This is a genomic window from Marinomonas dokdonensis (assembly GCF_052747885.1).
On sequence record NZ_JBRAND010000004.1, the window covers coordinates 169769 to 189158 of the forward strand.

Here is a 19390-nt window from a genome sequence, read left to right on the forward strand (position 1 = left end):
CCATATTTCTAGCATACTTCTAGTACAGCATACGCTTAACCTTAAATTATCTGCCGCTCGGTTGATGATAATTGATTTTTCTTGGATACATCATGTTTTCTAAAACTGCTCGCCCGGTAGCTTGGCCGCTTTTTATCTACTACTTTTTCTTTTGTGCCCTCATCGGTGTGATGATGCCTTATATCTCTGTTTACTATAAAAGCATAGGTTTGAGCGCTTCTGAAATCGGCTGGTTAATGTCTACTTTCACCTTATCAGGCATCCTGATTCCATATTTTTGGGGCTGGCTTACCACGAAAATAGGCTTGCCCAAGCGTGTTTTGCAATTGGCAACCCTAGGCTGCTTTGTTGCCCTTGTACCATTTAATTGGAACAAAGACTTTCAAACCCTGTTTATTCTCACCTGCGGTATGGCGCTGTTTTATTCTGCCATGTTGCCCATGACAGATGCCCTGGCTGTGCGCAGTATTCGTACCTTAGATGTTCCGTACACAAGGATACGAGTAGGTGGCTCAATGGGCTATGTCTTTGCCGTCGCCATTGCAGGTTTTCTAATTGGACAGTTTGGTGCCGCAGTCGTGATACCCGCTATGTGTACCTGTTTATTGTTGGCTGTGATTACAACATTTTTTGTTCATGAACAGGCTTATGAAAAAACCACAGCAAAAGAAAGTGTGTCATTTTTCAGTGTTCTTCTGACTCCTGAATCTCTGCTTTTCTTCGGCTTGGCATTTTTAGCCTTTATGTCCCATGCGCCATTTAATGTGTTCTTTGCTGTGCATCTGGAAAATCATGGTTACTCTGGATCAAACATTGGTTTGATTATGGCCTTAGGGGTGATCATTGAAATCATCCTATTCATGTTCTTTGGAAATATGATTTATCGCTTTCATATTTTCCATTTAGTCTCATTAAGTTTTCTATGTGGGATTTTACGTTGGGCATTAGTAGGCTGGTTCGCTGATGTGTTGTGGGTTTTGCTCTTTACTCAGTTATTACACTGCATCACTTTTGCTTTATTTCATATGGTGTCTATAGAGCAAATTCGTCGATTATTTCCAGAGCGAATTGCGGGCCAAGGTCAGGCTATGTACAGTGCTTTTGCCATAGGTCTCGGTGGTGGTCTTGGTATGGTAATTACTGGCTATATTTGGGAATGGTTAGGTGGCTCTTGGGCCTTTACTGCCGCATCACTTGTTAGTGCAAGTGCGTTGTTAGTGCTTTTCTTGAGTCAGCGTCGTTAACCTTAGCGTTTTGAAGAGCGAATCCAGCGTTAAATGATTTCGCTCTTCAGTAACTCCATGAAAGCTATGGCCGCCCGGCTGAGTGTGCGTTGTTTGTGGTGAATAATCCCTAATTTCCTTTCCACGTTAACGTCTGGAATATTTAATACCACTAGCTTGTCATCCACTAGGGTAGAGGGCAGTAATGACCAGCCCCAGCCTATGCTGACCAACATGGCTAGCGTTTCCAAATTATTCGTATTCATCCTTACTTGGGGTTTTAAGCCGTGTTTGCCTAGGGCTTGTTCGGCAATTTGTCGAGTAAAGGTGTTTTTGTTTGGCAAAACACAAGCATAGTCAGCAAGGTCCGTGAGGCTTAAATTGGCTTGGTTGGCTAATGGGTGGTCTGCACTGACGACACAGGTTAAGGGGTCCGACCAAATTGCGGTGGATTCCAACATGGGGTGCTCGGCTTGAGAAAGGGTGATAATCGCAAGTTCGGCTTGGCCCTTAAGGATTTGTTGGTAAGCTTCTTCAGATTGGGTGAATTCAATTTCCAGCTGGGCATTCGGAAAGTCCTGTTGGAAGCGCTTTAAAGATTTTGGCAGTCTTCTTAAGCCCACATGGTGGCTGGTGGAAATGCGTAACTCGCCACTCACACCTTCCATTTGTAGGGTCATGCTGCGTTTAATGTCTTGCAAATCCACGGCAATTTTTTTTGCCTTAGGAAGCAAGCGTAATCCCGCCTCGGTAAGTTGAACCTGTCGACCAATCCGATCAAAAAGCTTAACCCCTAAAGCGCTTTCTAGTGCCGCGATACGCTTACTGGCCGCAGGTTGTGTAATAAATAACTTATTTGCAGCATCCGAAAAAGAAGCCGACTCGGCCACTTTGATGAAGGTGAGGAGTTCAGTAATGTCCATCATTCCAAGAAATTATCCAAAACATGAAAAATATGAATTTGAGTTATTTAATACAAAGTTTTAGGATAGCGCAACAGGATATTTAGGAGAGAATTTATGTCAGCAAGAACCCTTTATGACAAGTTGTGGGACAGTCACTTAGTCCAGCAACGAGACGATGGTAGTGCCTTGATTTATATCGATTTACAGCTACTTCACGAGGTGACTTCACCACAAGCGTTTGAAGGGCTAAGAATGGCTGGGCGTAAGCCTTGGCGTATTTCATCAAGCTTGGCAACTCCAGATCATAACGTACCGACTACAAAAAATGAGCGCGCTCATGGAGTGGATGGTATTGAAGATCCCGTTTCTAAAATACAAGTAACCACTTTAGATGATAACTGTAATGAGTTCGGCATTACCGAATTCAACATGAAAGATATACGTCAGGGGATTGTGCACGTTGTTGGGCCAGAGCAAGGTGCCACACTTCCTGGAATGACAGTGGTTTGCGGTGACTCCCATACATCGACTCACGGTGCTTTTGGTGCGCTTGCCCACGGTATCGGTACTTCTGAAGTTGAGCATGTTTTAGCGACTCAATGTTTGGTTCAAAAGAAAAATCGTAACATGCTGGTTCGAGTAGACGGTGAATTGTCCCCTTGGGTGTCAGCAAAAGACGTGGTGTTGGCGATTATCGGTGCGATCGGTACGGCGGGCGGTACAGGCTACGCCATTGAATTTGGTGGTACGGGCATTCAGTCTTTGTCTATGGAAGGTCGTATGACAGTCTGTAACATGGCCATTGAAGCGGGTGCTCGTGTGGGTTTGATCGCGGTTGATGACACCACCCTAGAGTACGTAAAAGGTCGCCCATATGCACCAAAAGGCGAGCAGTGGGATATGGCGGTCGCTGCATGGAAAGATTTAGTGTCGGATGCCGATGCCAAGTTTGATGAAGTGGTAGTAATCAAAGCTGAAGATATTAAGCCTCAGGTGACTTGGGGGACTTCTCCGGAAATGGTGATTGCCATTGATCAACCTATTCCAAAAGCAGAAGATCAAACGGATCCTGTTAAAAAAGAAGGTTATGCTCGAGCTTGGAAATACATGGGGCTTGAAGGTAAAACCAGTTTGGCTGATGTCACCCTTGATCGTGTCTTCATTGGTTCTTGTACCAACTCACGAATAGAAGATCTTCGTATTGCGGCTGAGGTCGTAAAAGGCCGCAAAGTTGCGTCTACGTTGAAGCAAGCGATTGTTGTGCCAGGCTCTGGTTTAGTGAAGGCGCAAGCCGAAAAAGAAGGTTTGGATAAAATATTTGAAGAAGCGGGCCTTGAATGGCGTGAACCTGGTTGTTCAATGTGTTTGGCAATGAATGCGGACAAATTGGGCAGCGGCGAGCACTGTGCTTCCACGTCTAACCGTAACTTTGAAGGTCGACAAGGTTTTGGCGGTCGTACTCATTTGGTGAGTCCTGCTATGGCAGCGGCGGCCGCGATTGCTGGTCACTTTGTTGATGTAAACGAGTTGGTTAAACACTAGACCTTAATTAGGAGAAACTATGCGTCCTTTTACGAAACATACAGGGTTAGCCGCACCTCTTGATTTGGCTAATGTTGATACAGATATGATTATCCCTAAGCAGTTCTTGAAATCCATCAAGCGCACAGGATTTGGCAAAAACTTGTTTGACGAGTTGCGCTATGAAGATGAAGGTCAGCCTGACCAAGAATGCACGGGACGTCCTTTGCGTGAAGATTTTGTATTGAACCAAGAGCGTTACGCTGGTGCGAGTGTGTTGTTAGCGCGTCAAAACTTTGGTTGTGGTTCGAGTCGTGAACATGCCCCATGGGCGTTGGATGACTACGGCTTTCGCTCAATTATTGCACCAAGCTTTGCGGACATTTTTTACAACAACTGTTTTAAAAATGGTTTGTTGCCGATTGTTCTGCAAGCTGAAGAAGTTGATCAACTGTTTGCAGAAGTAACGGCTAGCGCCGGTGCTAACATTGTGGTTGATCTTGAAGAGCAAACGGTTACGTCACCTTCTGGTGCTAAGTTTGAGTTTAGCGTTGATAGTTTCCGTAAACATTGTCTATTGAATGGACTAGACGATATTGGCTTAACCTTGCAGCAAGAAGCCCATATTCGCCGCTACGAAGAGAAGCGCATGAATGAAGCGCCATGGTTATTTTTATCCCGTGGTGAGTAATCAGATAATTATTATTTAAGGATTTAGGTAGCAAGATGACACAGAACGTATTGATATTGCCTGGCGATGGTATTGGTCCAGAAATCGTAGAACAAGCCGTACGTGTTTTAGATGCAGTGACTGAGCAATTCTCATTGGACATTAAGCATGAGTCAGCGCTAGTGGGTGGCTCTGCCTATGATGAAACCGGCTCGCCATTACCAGAGGTTACCCTTGATAAGGCCAAAAACGCTGATGCTATTTTGCTCGGTGCAGTGGGTGGCCCTAAGTGGGATGGTCTAGACATGGCAGTACGTCCAGAAAAAGGCTTGTTAGGCTTGCGTTCTAATCTTGAGCTTTTCTCTAATCTTCGTCCAGCTATCTTGTATCCTCAGCTTGCTGAGGCTTCTAGCCTAAAGCCTGAAATCGTTGCTGGCTTAGATATTTTGATTGTTCGTGAGTTAACTGGCGGTATTTACTTTGGTCAGCCTCGAGGTATTCGTACCCTAGAAAACGGTGAACGCCAGGGTTACAACACTTATGTTTACAGCGAGCCTGAAATTCGTCGCATTGGCCGTTCGGCTTTCGAAGCTGCTCGTCAGCGTGGCAAACGTGTGTGCTCTATCGATAAATCCAACGTACTCGAAGTAACCGTACTTTGGAAAGAAGTCATGGAAGAAGTAGCGAAAGAGTATCCTGATGTCGAATTAACTCACATGCTAGTGGATAATGCTGCTATGCAGCTTGTTAGGGCGCCAAAACAGTTTGATGTAATGGTTACTGGCAATATGTTTGGTGATATTCTATCTGACGCTGCGGCCATGTTGACGGGCTCTATCGGTATGTTGCCGTCTGCGTCCTTGAATGCACAAGGCCGTGGTATGTATGAGCCATGTCATGGTTCTGCGCCAGATATTGCAGGGCAGGGCATTGCCAACCCATTGGCAACAATTTTATCTGTTGCTATGATGTTGCGCTATTCTCTGGATGCCAAGCAAGCAGCTGATGCTATTGAAGCGGCCGTGAGCAAGGTTCTAGATCAAGGTCTAAGAACAGCGGATATAGCCTCAAATGGTTGTAACACAGTTAGTACTCAAGCCATGGGCGATGCGGTACTAGCAGCACTAAAAGCTTAATAACAAACGGTTATTGAGTGTATTCATTCGGGATAATGCTCTTGGTATGAGCGACCCCACAAAAAAGGTAGTAAAACCATGTCAAAACAAACTGTAGGTTTAGTCGGTTGGCGCGGAATGGTCGGTTCTGTGCTAATGCAACGTATGCGAGAAGAAAAAGACTTTGATCATATTGAGCCAGTCTTCTTCACCACCTCGCAAGCAGGTCAAAAAGGCCCTGAAATTGGTCAAGATATTCCACTTTTACAAGACGCAATGGACATTGAGTCTCTACAAAAAATGGACATTATTATCACCTGTCAGGGTGGTGATTACACCAAGGCTATTTATCCTCAGTTACGTAAGGCTGGTTGGAAAGGTTACTGGATTGATGCGGCATCTTCTTTGCGTATGGAAAAAGATGCCATCATTGTATTGGACCCAGTTAACCAAAACGTTATCAAGCAAGGTTTGCAAGATGGCGTGAAAACCTTTGTAGGTGGTAACTGTACCGTTAGCTTAATGCTATTGGCATTGGGTGGTCTGTTTGAGAAAGGTCACATTGAATGGATGACATCCATGACCTATCAAGCCGCATCAGGTGGCGGTGCTCGTCACATGCGCGAACTGATTAATCAAATGGGTATGTTGCAGTCTTCTGTAGCCACTGAGTTGGCGGACCCTGCGAGCGCTATCCTAGAGATCGATCGTAAAGTCGCTCAGCAAATGCGTTCTAATACCATGCCTGTTGATCAGTTTGGTGTGCCATTAGCGGGCAGCCTGATCCCTTACATCGACTCACAGCTTGAGAATGGTCAGAGTCGTGAAGAGTGGAAAGCTCAAGCAGAAACCAACAAGATTCTGGGTAACACTGGCGCTATCATCCCTGTTGATGGTTTGTGTGTACGTATCGGTGCGATGCGCTGCCATAGCCAAGCTTTTACTATCAAGCTAAATAAAGATATTCCTGTGGCGGATATCGAAGCTATGTTGGCCGAGCATAACCAATGGGTTGATGTGGTGCCGAATGATAAGCAAGCGACAATGGAGCGTTTAACGCCAACGGTAGCAACAGGTACGTTAGGTATCCCAGTTGGCCGTATTCGTAAGTTAAACATGGGGCCTGAGTACATCAGTGCGTTCTCGGTAGGGGATCAGCTATTGTGGGGTGCTGCAGAGCCTCTACGTCGTATGTTGCGAATCTTATTGGCTGACTAGTCGCTAGAATTGTTTACGCGATACAGAAGGTGCTGACGTGATTGTCAGCACCTTTTTTTGTGGCTTTGAAAAAGCATTGCTCGTGGCATGAAGCTGTGCTATTCATAAGTCATGGGATGGTTATTGAGTGGCTGGAGTTTGGTATTAGTATTTAATCCATTATTCAACACAAGTATTTACATTCTAAACGTTGAAATTTACCCGCATCATCCTTAGATTATAAGTATGAGCATAACAAAGGAGAGCAAAAACTTAGTAAAAACAAACTTTTAACACAGAAGGATAATTTCTATGTATACATTGAATATTAGTGGTCACCACGTTCAATCAGGTGAAGAAGTTCAAGAATTGGTTAAAGAAAAAATGGATCATTTGGCCCGTATAAACAACCAAATTACCAGCATCAAAGTGATTCTTAATACCGAAAAACATGAAATTCATGAGTTAATAGTAGAAGCCAGTGTGCATATTCCTGGCCATGATCTTTTTGCCACCGTTAAGACGGATAAACAACTTAAGCCTGCCCTAGACCTTTTGGTAGGAAAGCTCGAAAAACAGTTAATTAAATATAAAGCTAAGCATACAGGGCGCCAGCATCATCTTAATGCTCACGATGTGGAAAGTGCGGATGAGCGACAGCAGCAAGCAGAATTTAATGCCTTGGTTGAGCGTGAAGTGATTTAACTGCTTAAAATATTAACTGATAAAGCCTCGCCTAGCGGGGCTTTTTTGTGCCTGTCTATTCACCAAAATTTAGACAATAAAAAACCGCTGATCCAAAATGCATAGCATTTTTTCACAGCGGTTTTGTCATTCGTTAGTGTTATTTAAGTTTTTACTTAAACGTTGCTAACTGGAATGAATTCAACAGGTGCTGTTGTCATTTCTTCCGCTGGTGGCGCGAAGTCAGTCAGGTTGATGCCTGCTACAGACGCTTTGTACTCTTCTAGAGTAGGGAAGCGACCAAGTACAGTAGACAGTACAACAAGAGGTGTTGAGCCTAGTAGAGACTCACCTTTCTTCTCAGCAGTATCTGCAACAACACGGCCTTGGAACAAGCGAGTTGAGGTTGCGATAACGGTATCACCAGGTTCCGCTTTCTCTTGGTTACCCATACATAGGTTACAGCCTGGGCGTTCTAGGTATAGGATGTTTTCGTATTTAGTACGAGCTTCACCTTTTGGTTTTGCATCATCAAATTCGAAACCAGCGTATTTCTTAAGGATTTCCCAATCGCCTTCAGCTTTCAGCTCATCAACAATGTTGTAAGTTGGTGGTGCAACAACAAGAGGGGCTTTAAAGCTAACTTCGCCATTCTGAGCTTCAAGGTTGCGAAGCATAGAGGCGATGATCTGCATGTCACCTTTGTGAACCATACAAGAACCAACGAAACCAAGGTCAACAGGCTTGTTTTCGTAGAAAGAAACCTGACGGATAACATCGTGGGTGTAACGCTTAGAAACGTCATCGTTGTTAACGTCTGGGTCAGCAATCATTGGCTCAACGATTTCGTCAAGGTCCACCACAACTTCTGCGTAGTATTTTGCGTTGTTGTCTGGTGCAAGAGCTGGTTGCTCGCCAGATTGGATGCCAGCAATACGCTTATCAGCAAGTTTGATTAGGCCGTGAAGTGTTTGTGTTTCGTTTTCCATGCCTTTATCAATCATGATTTGAATGCGTTTTTTCGCAAGTTCAAGAGATTGAATTAGGGTATCGTCCTGAGAAATACAGATAGAAGCTTTCGCTTTCATTTCTGCAGTCCAGTCAGTGAAAGTGAAAGCTTGGTCAGCAAGCAAAGTACCAATGTGTACTTCGATTACGCGGCCTTGGAAAACGTTTTCGCCGCCGAATTTTTTAAGCATCTGGGCTTGGGTTGCGTGTACCACATCACGGAAGTCCATGTGGCTCTGCATTTCACCTTTAAAGGTTACTTTTACAGACTCAGGGATAGGCATAGTTGCTTCACCTGTTGCCAGTGCCAAGGCTACAGTACCGGAGTCAGCACCGAATGCGACACCTTTAGACATACGAGTGTGAGAGTCACCACCAATGATGATGGCCGTATCGTCAACCGTGATGTCGTTCAATACTTTATGGATTACGTCTGTCATTGGCGGGTAAACGCCTTTTGGATCACGAGCAGTAATCAAACCAAACTTGTTCATGAAAGACATAAGTTTTGGAATGTTAGCTTGTGCTTTAGAGTCCCATACAGAAGCTGTGTGACAGCCTGATTGGTAAGCGCCGTCAACACTTGGGGAAATGACAGTGGCTGCCATAGACTCAAGTTCTTGAGAGGTCATCAAGCCCGTTGTATCTTGTGAACCAACGATGTTTACCTTAACGCGAACGTCAGAGCCAGAGTGTAGGGCTTTCTTAGAGTTAACGCCTACAGCATTTTTGTTGAAGATTTTTTCAACAGCCGTTAGACCTTGGTCATCATTAGAGATCTCTTTCGCTGGTGCGAATACCGCAGGCATTTCAGTGCCAAGTGTTTCGGCAGCGAACGTTTGTAGTTTCTTACCGAATACTACAGCGTAAGAACCACCCGCTTTCATGAACTCAACTTGCTGTGGTGTGAAGGCAGAAGAAACATCTACTAGTGCTTCATCACCTTTATAAAGTTTTTTCTCTTTAGTGTTGATGGTAAGCACAGTGCCTGTTTCAACTGAGTAAGCTTGCTCTAGAATAGCGTCGCCATTCTCATCAACCATTGGTTTGCCAGCTGAGTCTAATTTTTTCACCCAGTTTTTAAGGTCAAGACCAATACCACCTGTTACACCTACTGTTGTTAAGAAGATAGGTGAGATGCCGTTAGTACCCGCAACAATCGGTGCAAAGTTAACAAATGGAATGTAAGGGCTAGCTTGTTTACCTGCCCAAAGCGCTACGTTGTTCACGCCAGACATACGAGAAGAACCCACACCCATGGTGCCTTTTTCGGCAATCAACATAACTTTAGCGTTAGGGTGTTTAGCTTGTAGCGCTTTAATTTCGTCCTGAGCTTCAGGAGAAATCATGCACTTACCATGTAGTTCACGGTCAGAACGAGAGTGAGCTTGGTTACCTGGAGACAGTAGGTCTGTAGAAATATCGCCTTCAGCAGCGATGTAGGTAACAACTTCAATTTCTTCTTCAATATCAGGAAGCTTGGTGAAAAATTCAGCTTTTGCGTAGCTTTCTAAAATACTTGTTGCAATAGCGTTACCAGCTTTATAAGCAGCTTCTAGGCGCTCCATGTCGGCTTCGTATAAGAACACCTGAGTTTTAAGAACTTCTGCAGCGGCTGCAGCAATTTCTGCGTCATCAGATAAAGCAAGGTCTAGCAATACTTTAACAGAAGGGCCACCTTTCATGTGTGAAAGAAGCTCTAGGGCGAACGTTGGTGTAATTTCAGCAATCACTTCATCGCCTTGGGCAATTTCTTTTAGAAACTGTGCTTTGGCATCAGCTGCGCTGGTAGTACCAGGTAGGGTGTTGTAAATGAAGAAGTTTAAAGACGCTTCGCGGTGTTCATTTTGAGTGTCTTTAATTTGAGCAATGATTTCAGCTAGTAGGTCGCTGCTGTCGATCGGCTTAGGATGTAATCCTTCGAGTTTGCGATCTTCTATTTCTTGTAAGTATGCAGTATACAGGCTCATTTTCACCTCTGAATATTGGTTGCTATATCAGCAAAAATTACTGATAAGTTAATGCAGTAGGCGGATTTTAAGGTCCGTCTAATCGAGAATTATTCATTTAGATAGTGCTATTTTATAGAAAAATAGCACTAAAAGCTTATGCTGCATCATAACAATTTCGAATAGGTGACATTTAGTGGAATTATTCCGTTTTAGAATTTTCCACGTTTGTGTGAATGATGCGAACCACTCTAAAGCCCCAATTACTGGCTCTCAACTCAGGGTTGGCTCTGTATCGGGTTGAACTGCGACCGACTCTGGGGATGTCAAACCATGAGCCGCCACGGATAACACGGCTGTCACATTGGTCAGAAAGCCATACTTGGTTATCGCTGGGAGCACCATCGTAAGAGTCGTGGTAGCAGTCTTCTATCCATTCTGCCACATTGCCATGCATGTCATATAAGCCTAATGGATTGCTGGCTTGACTACCTACGGGAGCACTTGAAAGGCCGTCCCACTGGCTGCCACAGCTGTCACAAACACTGTACCCAGGCTTAACATTCTCCCCGTACCAGTAAGAAGTGTCGGATTCTGCTCGGGCGGAGTATTCCCACTCAACTTCGGTCGGTAGGCGGTATTCTTGTCCAGTTTGCTCAGAAATCCATAAGGCATAGGCTTTCGCATCGTGCCAGTTCACATTCACCACAGGGCGTTTTCCGCGACCCCAGCCATTATCTGGGGGTAAAACACGACCAGTAGTCTTAGCAAATTGATCGTACTGATCAAAGGTGACTTCATATTTACCAAAGTAAAACCCTTTCGGAATGTCTACTGTATGAACGGGGCGCTCGTTATCGTCACCTATCCTTTGTTGATCTCCCATTTCAAATACAGCCGGGGCAATTTTCTCAACCTTAGGAGCTTTGCCGCCCACTTTAAGAGGTTCTTCTAAGGTTTGTGGTAAGGACTCAAAAACCTCTTCTGGTGTTTTTTCTTCGGTTTTTGGTTTGACCACTAAAGGAGTCTCTGGCGCTGGGGCTTCATCCTCTGGCCAAAAGCTGGCGGCCACGACCATTAAGGTAACTAATATACCGGCTGGTATGAGTACCTTGGGGGTTAAGCGACGAGCCATCTGTCTGGCAATGGGTCGCTTTCGAGGGGTATTGATTGGTGCAGGCTTGAAAAGATTAGCCCGCAATATCTGCATGACTTCTGTCAGAGATTTAGGCCGATGCCTTTCTTGTGGGCGGCTCCATTTGACCAGCTTATTCCACGTTTGATCACTTAAAATTGGGTGATGGTCGGGTAAGGCTGCAGGGAGTTCTTTATCAAGGATGGATTCACCACATAATGAGGCAATCAGCAGTCTCATAAAAGTGTATCGGTCAGCGGCTGGGCCACGCTTTTGATCTTTCTTTTTAAACTCGGGTGGAAATAGCCTAGGGTCCATCTCATCTTTAGAAATGCGATCCATCCAATGATGAGCGCCAAATCCCGTCATGACGCCTGTGCCGTTAACAACATGGATGGCGTTTAGATCCAAGTGCCCATGGGAAAGGTTTTTCTCGTGAACTTTATCTAATGCCTTGGCAATATTGTCGAATAGGCTGATGACGACATTGAGCGGAGCGCCATCTGGGTATTTGCCAAGAAAGCTATTAAGATTCTCTCCACCACACACAGCCGCACAAGAAAACACCCAAAAATTTGAATAAAAAGGTGGGTAGCTTGGAGTGATCGCAGGGTGTTTGATCCCTGCATACTTTCTGGCATTTTGGAGGAAGTCTTCTACTTTACCCTTATTGGCTTGAAAGAAACGTAATACAAAAGGACGACCGCCCTGATCCGCTACCCAGGTAGTTTTGCTGTCATTAGCAGGATAGTTGAGGACATAGGGGTCTAGTTCAACACCGACATGTTGACTGATTTTTAACTTTTGCGGGTCGTAGTATTCATTCATCAGAAATTTGATATCCAAAACAAGACGTTGGTGCCTAAAAGGTATAATAACGAGTATAATCAGCTTTTTTTAGAATAAAAGGTAGAATAATGTTATCTGCGTATCCTGAGCTCGTTAATTTCTTACCATGCGAGTCTCCAAAAGCATGGCTTAATTGGGCCCTTGAGAATCAATCATTGCTACTGAATGACCACGCTCATTGTGAGAAAAAAGCCGCAAGCACGGCCATGAGTCTTATGTACCGCTATGTTGATAGAGATAATTTATTGCATAAGATGTCTCGTTTGGCTCGAGAAGAGCTATTGCATTTTGAGCAAGTGCATAAACTCATGCGCAAGCGTGGCGTGGCATACGAGCATTTAACTGCATCCCGTTATGCAGATGGGTTACGCAAGCATATTCGTACTCACGAGCCAGCGCGCTTAGTGGATACCTTGATTATAGGTGCCTTTGTAGAGGCTCGTTCCTGTGAACGCTTTGCGGTTTTGGCCCCTCATTTGGATGAAGAGCTTTCAAAGTTCTACATTTCTTTGCTGAAATCTGAAGCTCGTCACTTTGAAGATTACCTGGCGTTAGCAGAAGAGTACGCTGGTGAGCCAATTGATGAGCGTGTCGCTTTCTTTAGAGAGTTAGAAGGTAAGTTAATTACCGAGCCTGATGTGGAATTTCGTGTACATAGTGGGCCACCAGCCTAAGCTATTTAGAGTTACTGATTTCACGAGCGTTTATAGACATTTAAGATACGTAACTCAAAAAGCCTGCTAGACTCATATTATCTACTCTAAAATTGGAGGCGGTGATATGGGTATAGTAAACAGAGATAAGTTGTCTGATGTTACCTATTGGATGGCATTAGAAATATCTAAAAGCCAATATGTGGTTGATTTGGATAGTATATATCGTGGATCACTGGAACTAGATTATCTTTATCAATTGTTAACCACCAAGGCGACACTTTATTGGCGACAACAGCACGCGATCGAGCTAACCCCCGTAATGGTTAACAATGCTTTTTTTCGGGCGATTGGCATATTGCAGGAAAGACAAACAGAGTACGAACGTTCCCGCAATAAACAAGAAACCAACTGGGTTAAAGCCTTATTACATTTAGAGTAGGTAGTGTGGCTGAGTGTGAGCAGGGCTTACACTCAGCATTACAGGTGTAGTTTTTGTCTATGCTGTTCTACCAAAGCCGTTAATTGAGACCCTATAAAAGCTCCAACATCACACTTACTTTGAATAAATTCATTTTCTTCTACACGCGCCAGCCAAACATCTTTATCCCAGTCTCCTAAAACACAACGTATATGATCTGTTTCTTTATGGATTGCAGGGCGATGAGTGTGGCCATGTATCATGTTGTAGCATTGATGCTGGTGCAGAGATTCCACCACAGCACTTTTTGTTACATCCATAATTTCCATGGTTTTTTCGGCTGAATTGGTTTTGCTGTCATTACGTAATTTGGCAGCAAGGGCCAGTCTTTGCTCGATGGGAAGAGAAAGGATCTGTTGTTGCCAAGCAGAAGAGCGCACCATGGTTCGGAATGTCTGGTACTCTTTGTCTTCAGTGCAAAACTCATCCCCATGGGCGAGTAGCAAGTTTAGCTCAGAAATGGGGCTTTGCTCGTTGAGAGGTGAAGTGGCAGTGCGTTGGAACCAGTCTTTACCGATTAAGAAGTCTCGGTTGCCATGTAGAAAAAACACCTGCCAATTGGCCTGTTGCAATTCTTTGATAGCTTGCTCAATGGTATCGTTCCATTGAGCATGAAAATCATCGCCAATCCAGGCGTCGTAAAAATCACCCAATATATAGAGCTGCGCCGGTGGCTTGGTGTCTTTTAGTGACTGTGTTAGCAGAACAAATGCCCGGATAAGATCCGGGCGTTTGTCACTTAGATGCAAGTCGGATATGAAGTAACGAATCATTCCGCTTCGTTTTCTACCAATTCAGCACTTTCAATAATTACGTCTTCAGCAGGCACATCTTGATGGCCGCTTTTAACGGTAGTTTTTACTTCTTTAATCTTGTTGACTACGTCCATGCCTGCCGACACTTTACCGAATACTGCGTAACCCCAGCCGTCAGTAGTTTTGCTGCGGTGGTTCAAAAAGCTGTTATCCGCTACGTTAATGAAAAACTGTGCTGATGCAGAATGAGGATCCATGGTACGAGCCATGGCTAGAGTGCCAACTTCGTTTTTTAGACCATTGTCTGCTTCGTTTTCGATAGCGGTACGCGTTTCTTTTTGCTTCATGCCAGCCTCAAAGCCGCCACCTTGAACCATAAAACCATTGATCACACGGTGGAAGATTACACCGTCGTAAAAGCCTGATGTTACATACTCTTCGAAGTTTTTCGCAGATTTCGGAGCTTTGTCATAATCCAGCTCTACGTGGATATCGCCGTGGTTTGTATGCAAAATGATCATTTTAAATTCCTATATTTATTAAAAATAAACAATAAAGCCGTAAGCTCTTTGGCTGGCTACGCTGTTGTCGGGCATTTTATGTGTTTGCGCCTAATGATGCCAGCGTGAAGGCAAAATTTAGTCTTGTTACTTTTTATTGGGCTTCATAGCACAAAGGGTCCGTTACACCTTTTTCAGCGAAGGCTTCGAGGCGTTCGTGACAAGCCCCGCATTTACCGCAAGCCTGTTCGCGGCCGTTATAACAGGTCCAAGTGTGGTTATAGTCGAGATTCATGGCTATCCCTGAGGCTAGAATTTCCCCTTTGGAAGAATGTAGGAAAGGAGTAACTATTTCGACAGATTGATAGTTGGCAATTTTCGATACGGCATTCATCGCATTGACAAATTCAGGTCGGCAATCGGGGTAAATATGGTGATCACCCGCATGGGCACCATAATAGACTTCACCCGCCTCTAGAGAAACGGCATAAGCGATCGCCATAGAAAGTAGCACCATGTTGCGATTTGGCACGACCGTAGACTTCATATTATCACTTTCATAGTGACCTTCAGGAATAGCTTGATCTCCGGTTAAAGATGAGCCTGCCATCAGGCTGTTAATACTCGTGATATCCACTACCTTGTGGGGGATGTTTAAGCTTCGGCAAACTTCGGCAGCGACAATCAATTCTTTGCTGTGCTTCTGCCCATAGTTAAAGGAAATGGCGAATACCTGTCGGTTTTGTTTTAGGGCGTGATGTAAAACGGTGTAAGAGTCCATTCCGCCAGAATAGACAACAACAGCTTTGGGATTCATGACAAGGGGTCCTACTGTGTAGCAAAAGCTTCATTGTAGCAGAATTAACGCCATGACAGTCTTGCTTAAAGGGTGTGCCTTGGTTAATATTCTAATTTATGTAACCGGTTACCTATATTGAGGGGTTAAATGGAAGAATTTGGAGTTTTGTCCCTAGGAAGTCGCTTAAAGCGTTTAAGTGATTATTTATTTCAAGAGGTGCAGGCCATTTACCATGATCAGCATCTACCAGTGTCTTCGACCTACTTCCCAATTTTAAGGAGCCTGCAAAGCTCAGGGGCCATGTCTGTCATGGAGCTTGCTCATAGTTTGCAGTTGAGCCATCCGGCGATCAGTAAACAAACCAGTAAAATGCTTAAGGAAGGCTTGTTACTTAAAGACATGGATAAGCAAGATCAGCGTCGCTTTGTGTTGAAGTTGTCACCGCAAGCTGTGCAGACCATGGCGCAGATTGAACCCATTTTGCAAGAAATGCAGTGGTTGTTGGAACAAGCTTGCCAGCAACAGAGTGAACATTTTATGCAGGCGATCGAACATTTAGAGCGCCAGGTTCATCTAGAGCGCCAGGTTCATCGTGGTAGTTTTGCCACCAAGGTGCTGGAGCGTTTGGAGGGTTATCAGCTTGTTCCCTATGACGGCGCTTACCAAGATGCCTTCTATCAGCTCAATATGGATTGGTTGCAGCGTTATTTTAGTGGGCAAATCGAAGAAGCCGATCATCGGTTACTTACCCGCCCTGAGCAAGTGATGTCCGCGGGTGGGGAAATATGGCTGGCCGTTAGTGGGCGGGGCAACCTGCTGGGCAGCTTGGTGTTGGAACCACCAGCTAACAAAATGATTAAGCTTTCTAAGCTGGCGGTAGCGACCCATTATCAGCAAAAGGGTTTGGGTCAGGCTTTGATTGATCATAGCCAGCAGCGTGCTAATGGGCTAGGGGTCAAGAAACTTTGTTTAGAAACGGCTAGCTGCTTGCAGGCGGCGCGTCAGCTTTATGAAAAAAATGGTTTTGTATTGATGCCAAAGAATTTACCGAGCGAGTATCGTCGCGCAGATATGTATATGGAGAAACAGTGGTGATAACAGTATGAAAGGTTTTACACAAATGCGCCTTGGCGCGGTCGCCTCAATTCCTATGTTGGTAGGGGGCTTACCCTTTGGTATCTTGTTTGGATCATTAGCTTCCGCTAACGATTTAAGCATTTGGTTTGCTGTTGCCATGTCGTCCATTGTTTTTGCAGGCTCTGCTCAGTTTGTCGCCATCGGTTTGATTTCTATTGGGGCGCCAATCTGGGTGATAGTTTCCACTACTTTCATTGTTAATCTTCGACACCTGCTATATGCCGCTGATCTTGTGAAGTTTGTGAAGCATTTACCCTTTGGTTTAAGACTCTTTATGGGTTTTGGATTAATTGATGAGACTTACGCTGCGGTGCGTCCCTTGTATCAATCAGGCCAAATAAATGAACAAACTGGACATTTTGCTTATATAGGTTCTTTTGTCTCATTTTACCTAATGTGGAATGGGGCCACCTTACTTGGCTTTATGAGTGGTGAATTGATTCCTGGCATGAGCGAATGGGGTTTGGAGTTTGCTATGGTGGCGACCTTCATCGGTATTATTACCCCCTATTTGAAAAAGCGTCCCTTCGTTTTGGCTATGCTTGCCTCTGCTGTGGCTTCCTTGGTTTTAAATGGACTACCAAACAACCTTGGGCTTTTGTTATCTGCCTTGATTGGTGTGCTGGTTGGTTTTTTCGCTGACACACTCGTTGCGCAAAAGCTGAATGTTAGTAAGAAGGGAGAGGTCTAATGTCAGTCTTGGATAGTGTATCGATAATCTTTGGGATGTTTGTTGTTACTTTTGGTGTTCGCTTCGTTTTGTTTGCCAGGGCTCATAAAGTCGTAATGCCGGATTGGTTGGAGCGAGCGCTTAAGTTTGTGCCAGTAGCCGTGTTAACGGCCATCATTACGCCAATGGTCTTTGTTCTTAATGGTCAGTTAACTTTGAGCTTAGGTAACCCATGGTTATGGGGGGCCGTTGCGGCTTTTGCTATCGGAATTTGGCGACAACAGCAGTTGCTAACCATATCCGTAGGGGTGTTGGTGTTTTTTCTGGGCAAATATCTTTTGCTTTAGAGGAAAGTTAGTGGAAAAAAGTGTCTGTCATTGTCCCTATGAAAGGGAAATCAGATATACTTGCTGGCTAAAGTAACAATACGGTTAGTCGAAAATTTATCAGGACTCACATCTATCATGTCAGAAACGTCAAAACCCGGTAACTTTATTACCCAAATTATTGATAAAGATAACGAATCAGGAAAGTACGGCGGTGTTGTAATGACCCGTTTCCCACCTGAGCCAAATGGCTACTTACATATTGGCCACGCAAAATCTATCTGTTTGAACTTTGGTTTGGCGCAACGTTTTAATGGTCAATGTAATCTACGTTTTGACGACACCAACCCAGAAAAAGAAAGTGTTGAATACATCGAGTCCATTAAACGTGATGTGGAATGGTTAGGTTTTGAGTGGAAAGAAGAGCCTAAGTTTGCCTCTGACTACTTCGATCAATTATTTGATTTTGCGGTGCAGCTTATCCAAGCGGGTAAAGCTTATGTTTGTGAATTAAACGCTGAACAAATGCGTGAGTATCGTGGCACATTAAAAGAACCGGGTAAAAATAGCCCATACCGAGATCGCAGCCCAGAAGAAAACCTGGCTATTTTTATGGATATGAAAGCGGGTAAATATTCGGACGGTCAAGTGGTGCTTCGCGCTAAAATCGATATGGCAAGCCCGAACATTAACTTGCGTGATCCTATTATCTACCGCGTACGTCATGTGCATCACCATCAAACAGGGGATAAATGGTGTGTTTATCCTATGTATGACTTTACCCATTGTTTATCGGATGCCTTGGAAAATATCACTCACTCTGTATGTACTCTTGAGTTTCAAGACCATCGTCCACTTTACGACTGGGTATTGGAAACCTTGCAAACAGCGCATCCACAGCAGATTGAGTTTGCTCGTTTGAACTTGAATTACACAGTTACCAGTAAACGTAAGCTTAAGCAGCTGGTGGATGAAAACCATGTAAGTGGTTGGGATGACCCACGAATGCCAACCATTTCAGGCCTTCGTCGTCGTGGTTACACGCCAAACTCTATTCGCAATTTCTGTGAGCGTATCGGTGTCACCAAATCCGACAGTGTGGTGGATATGGGTATGCTAGAGCATGCTATCCGAGAAGATTTGGATGCCAATGCTAATCGTGCGATGGCGGTTTTAAACCCTATTAAAGTGGTTTTGACTAACTACCCAGAAGACAAAGAAGAAATTTTTACGGTTAATAATCACCCTAAAAATGAAGAGGCAGGTACTCGTGAAGTGCCATTCAGCAAGACCTTATACATAGATGAAGCCGATTTTGCTGAAGTGCCGCCTCGCAAGTGGAAACGTTTAACACTTGAAGGCGCGGTGCGTTTACGTGGCGGCTATGTGATTATTTGTGATGAAGCCATTAAAGATGACAGCGGCAAAGTGGTTGAATTGCGTTGTCGTTATGATGAAAACACCTTGGGTGTAAATCCTGAAGGCTACAAGCCAAAAGGTGTTATTCATTGGGTTAGTGCTAAGCACGCCGTTGATGCGACAGTGAATCTTTACGATCGTTTATTCAATGAAGAAGCTCCGGACGCTAACCATGAAGGTAAATCTTTCTTAGACTTTATTAATAGTGAGTCTTGGACTCAGATCAGCAATGCCAAGTTAGAGCCTTCTTTGTTGGCATCAGAGAATGGCCAAAGCTTCCAGTTTGAACGAGAAGGCTACTTTTGTCGTGACCTAGAAGAACAGGGTATGGTGTTTAATCGTACCGTTACACTACGTGATTCATGGGCAAAAATTGAGGCAAAAGGTAAGTAGG

18 protein-coding genes are annotated in these 19390 nt (G+C 44.4%); 12 read left to right on the forward strand and 6 right to left on the reverse strand.

The annotated features are described in order from the left end of the window. Positions 1-92: 92 nt before the first annotated feature. Positions 93-1244, forward strand: a complete 1152-nt coding sequence (locus tag ACUM5Y_RS11585) for an MFS transporter (protein WP_445977034.1) — start codon at positions 93-95, stop codon at positions 1242-1244. A 29-nt stretch (positions 1245-1273) separates the two neighbouring features. Here the strand turns inward: ACUM5Y_RS11585 and ACUM5Y_RS11590 are convergent, their stop codons facing one another. Continuing rightward, complete coding sequence (locus tag ACUM5Y_RS11590) at positions 1274-2149, reverse strand: LysR family transcriptional regulator (protein WP_445977035.1); 876 nt, start codon at positions 2147-2149, stop codon at positions 1274-1276. 93 nt (positions 2150-2242) lie between these two features. Between ACUM5Y_RS11590 and leuC the strand changes: the two genes are divergently transcribed. From leuC to hpf, 5 genes are all read left to right on the forward strand, one after another. Beyond that, the gene (gene leuC, locus ACUM5Y_RS11595; RefSeq protein WP_445977036.1) at positions 2243-3670 is read left to right on the forward strand and encodes a 3-isopropylmalate dehydratase large subunit; all 1428 of its coding nucleotides are present in this window, start codon (positions 2243-2245) and stop codon (positions 3668-3670) included. Between the two features lie 19 nt (positions 3671-3689). After that, complete coding sequence (gene leuD / locus ACUM5Y_RS11600) at positions 3690-4340, forward strand: 3-isopropylmalate dehydratase small subunit (protein WP_445977037.1); 651 nt, start codon at positions 3690-3692, stop codon at positions 4338-4340. A gap of 35 nt (positions 4341-4375) precedes the next feature. Next, the gene (gene leuB / locus ACUM5Y_RS11605) at positions 4376-5455 is read left to right on the forward strand and encodes a 3-isopropylmalate dehydrogenase (protein ID WP_445977038.1); all 1080 of its coding nucleotides are present in this window, start codon (positions 4376-4378) and stop codon (positions 5453-5455) included. 78 nt (positions 5456-5533) lie between these two features. Further along, positions 5534-6652, forward strand: coding sequence for an aspartate-semialdehyde dehydrogenase (gene asd, locus ACUM5Y_RS11610; RefSeq protein WP_445977039.1), 1119 nt, complete (start codon positions 5534-5536; stop codon positions 6650-6652). Between the two features lie 291 nt (positions 6653-6943). Then, a complete protein-coding gene (hpf, locus tag ACUM5Y_RS11615; RefSeq protein ID WP_445977040.1) occupies positions 6944-7336 on the forward strand; it encodes a ribosome hibernation-promoting factor, HPF/YfiA family in 393 nt (130 codons plus the stop codon). Between the two features lie 155 nt (positions 7337-7491). Here the strand turns inward: hpf and ACUM5Y_RS11620 are convergent, their stop codons facing one another. Next, the gene (locus tag ACUM5Y_RS11620; protein WP_445977041.1) at positions 7492-10293 is read right to left on the reverse strand and encodes a bifunctional aconitate hydratase 2/2-methylisocitrate dehydratase; all 2802 of its coding nucleotides are present in this window, start codon (positions 10291-10293) and stop codon (positions 7492-7494) included. A gap of 181 nt (positions 10294-10474) precedes the next feature. Next, entirely contained in the window at positions 10475-12235 is a 1761-nt protein-coding gene (locus tag ACUM5Y_RS11625; RefSeq protein WP_445977042.1) for an SUMF1/EgtB/PvdO family nonheme iron enzyme, read from the reverse strand. A gap of 89 nt (positions 12236-12324) precedes the next feature. On the opposite strand from ACUM5Y_RS11625, the gene ACUM5Y_RS11630 reads away from it, so the two are divergent. Both ACUM5Y_RS11630 and ACUM5Y_RS11635 read left to right on the forward strand, forming a co-directional pair. Continuing rightward, complete coding sequence (locus tag ACUM5Y_RS11630) at positions 12325-12930, forward strand: MiaE family protein (protein ID WP_445977043.1); 606 nt, start codon at positions 12325-12327, stop codon at positions 12928-12930. Between the two features lie 106 nt (positions 12931-13036). Then, a complete protein-coding gene (locus tag ACUM5Y_RS11635) occupies positions 13037-13351 on the forward strand; it encodes a hypothetical protein (RefSeq protein WP_445977044.1) in 315 nt (104 codons plus the stop codon). A gap of 38 nt (positions 13352-13389) precedes the next feature. Here ACUM5Y_RS11635 and ACUM5Y_RS11640 read toward each other — a convergent pair whose 3' ends face one another. The 3 genes from ACUM5Y_RS11640 to queC all read right to left on the reverse strand — a co-directional run bounded on the left by ACUM5Y_RS11640 (position 13390) and on the right by queC (position 15462). Further along, the gene (locus ACUM5Y_RS11640) at positions 13390-14163 is read right to left on the reverse strand and encodes a UDP-2,3-diacylglucosamine diphosphatase (RefSeq protein WP_445977045.1); all 774 of its coding nucleotides are present in this window, start codon (positions 14161-14163) and stop codon (positions 13390-13392) included. Next, a complete protein-coding gene (locus ACUM5Y_RS11645; RefSeq protein ID WP_445977046.1) occupies positions 14160-14666 on the reverse strand; it encodes a peptidylprolyl isomerase in 507 nt (168 codons plus the stop codon). Before ACUM5Y_RS11645 ends, ACUM5Y_RS11640 begins: the two co-directional genes overlap by 4 nt. A gap of 133 nt (positions 14667-14799) precedes the next feature. Next, positions 14800-15462 carry a 7-cyano-7-deazaguanine synthase QueC gene (gene queC / locus ACUM5Y_RS11650; RefSeq protein ID WP_445977047.1) on the reverse strand — a complete coding sequence of 221 codons (663 nt, stop codon included), beginning with the start codon at positions 15460-15462 and terminating at the stop codon, positions 14800-14802. A gap of 129 nt (positions 15463-15591) precedes the next feature. Here queC and ACUM5Y_RS11655 point away from each other — a divergent pair, with 129 nt between their 5' ends. The 4 genes from ACUM5Y_RS11655 to ACUM5Y_RS11670 all read left to right on the forward strand — a co-directional run bounded on the left by ACUM5Y_RS11655 (position 15592) and on the right by ACUM5Y_RS11670 (position 19389). Next, positions 15592-16539 carry a GNAT family N-acetyltransferase gene (locus tag ACUM5Y_RS11655; protein WP_445977048.1) on the forward strand — a complete coding sequence of 316 codons (948 nt, stop codon included), beginning with the start codon at positions 15592-15594 and terminating at the stop codon, positions 16537-16539. Between the two features lie 7 nt (positions 16540-16546). Further along, a complete protein-coding gene (locus ACUM5Y_RS11660) occupies positions 16547-17272 on the forward strand; it encodes an AzlC family ABC transporter permease (protein ID WP_445977049.1) in 726 nt (241 codons plus the stop codon). After that, positions 17272-17598 carry a branched-chain amino acid transport AzlD family protein gene (locus tag ACUM5Y_RS11665; RefSeq protein ID WP_445977050.1) on the forward strand — a complete coding sequence of 109 codons (327 nt, stop codon included), beginning with the start codon at positions 17272-17274 and terminating at the stop codon, positions 17596-17598. The genes ACUM5Y_RS11660 and ACUM5Y_RS11665 overlap by 1 nt, the downstream gene beginning before the upstream one ends. Before the next feature lie 117 nt (positions 17599-17715). Then, a complete protein-coding gene (locus ACUM5Y_RS11670; RefSeq protein WP_445977051.1) occupies positions 17716-19389 on the forward strand; it encodes a glutamine--tRNA ligase/YqeY domain fusion protein in 1674 nt (557 codons plus the stop codon). The last annotated feature ends 1 nt before the right edge of the window (position 19390 follow it).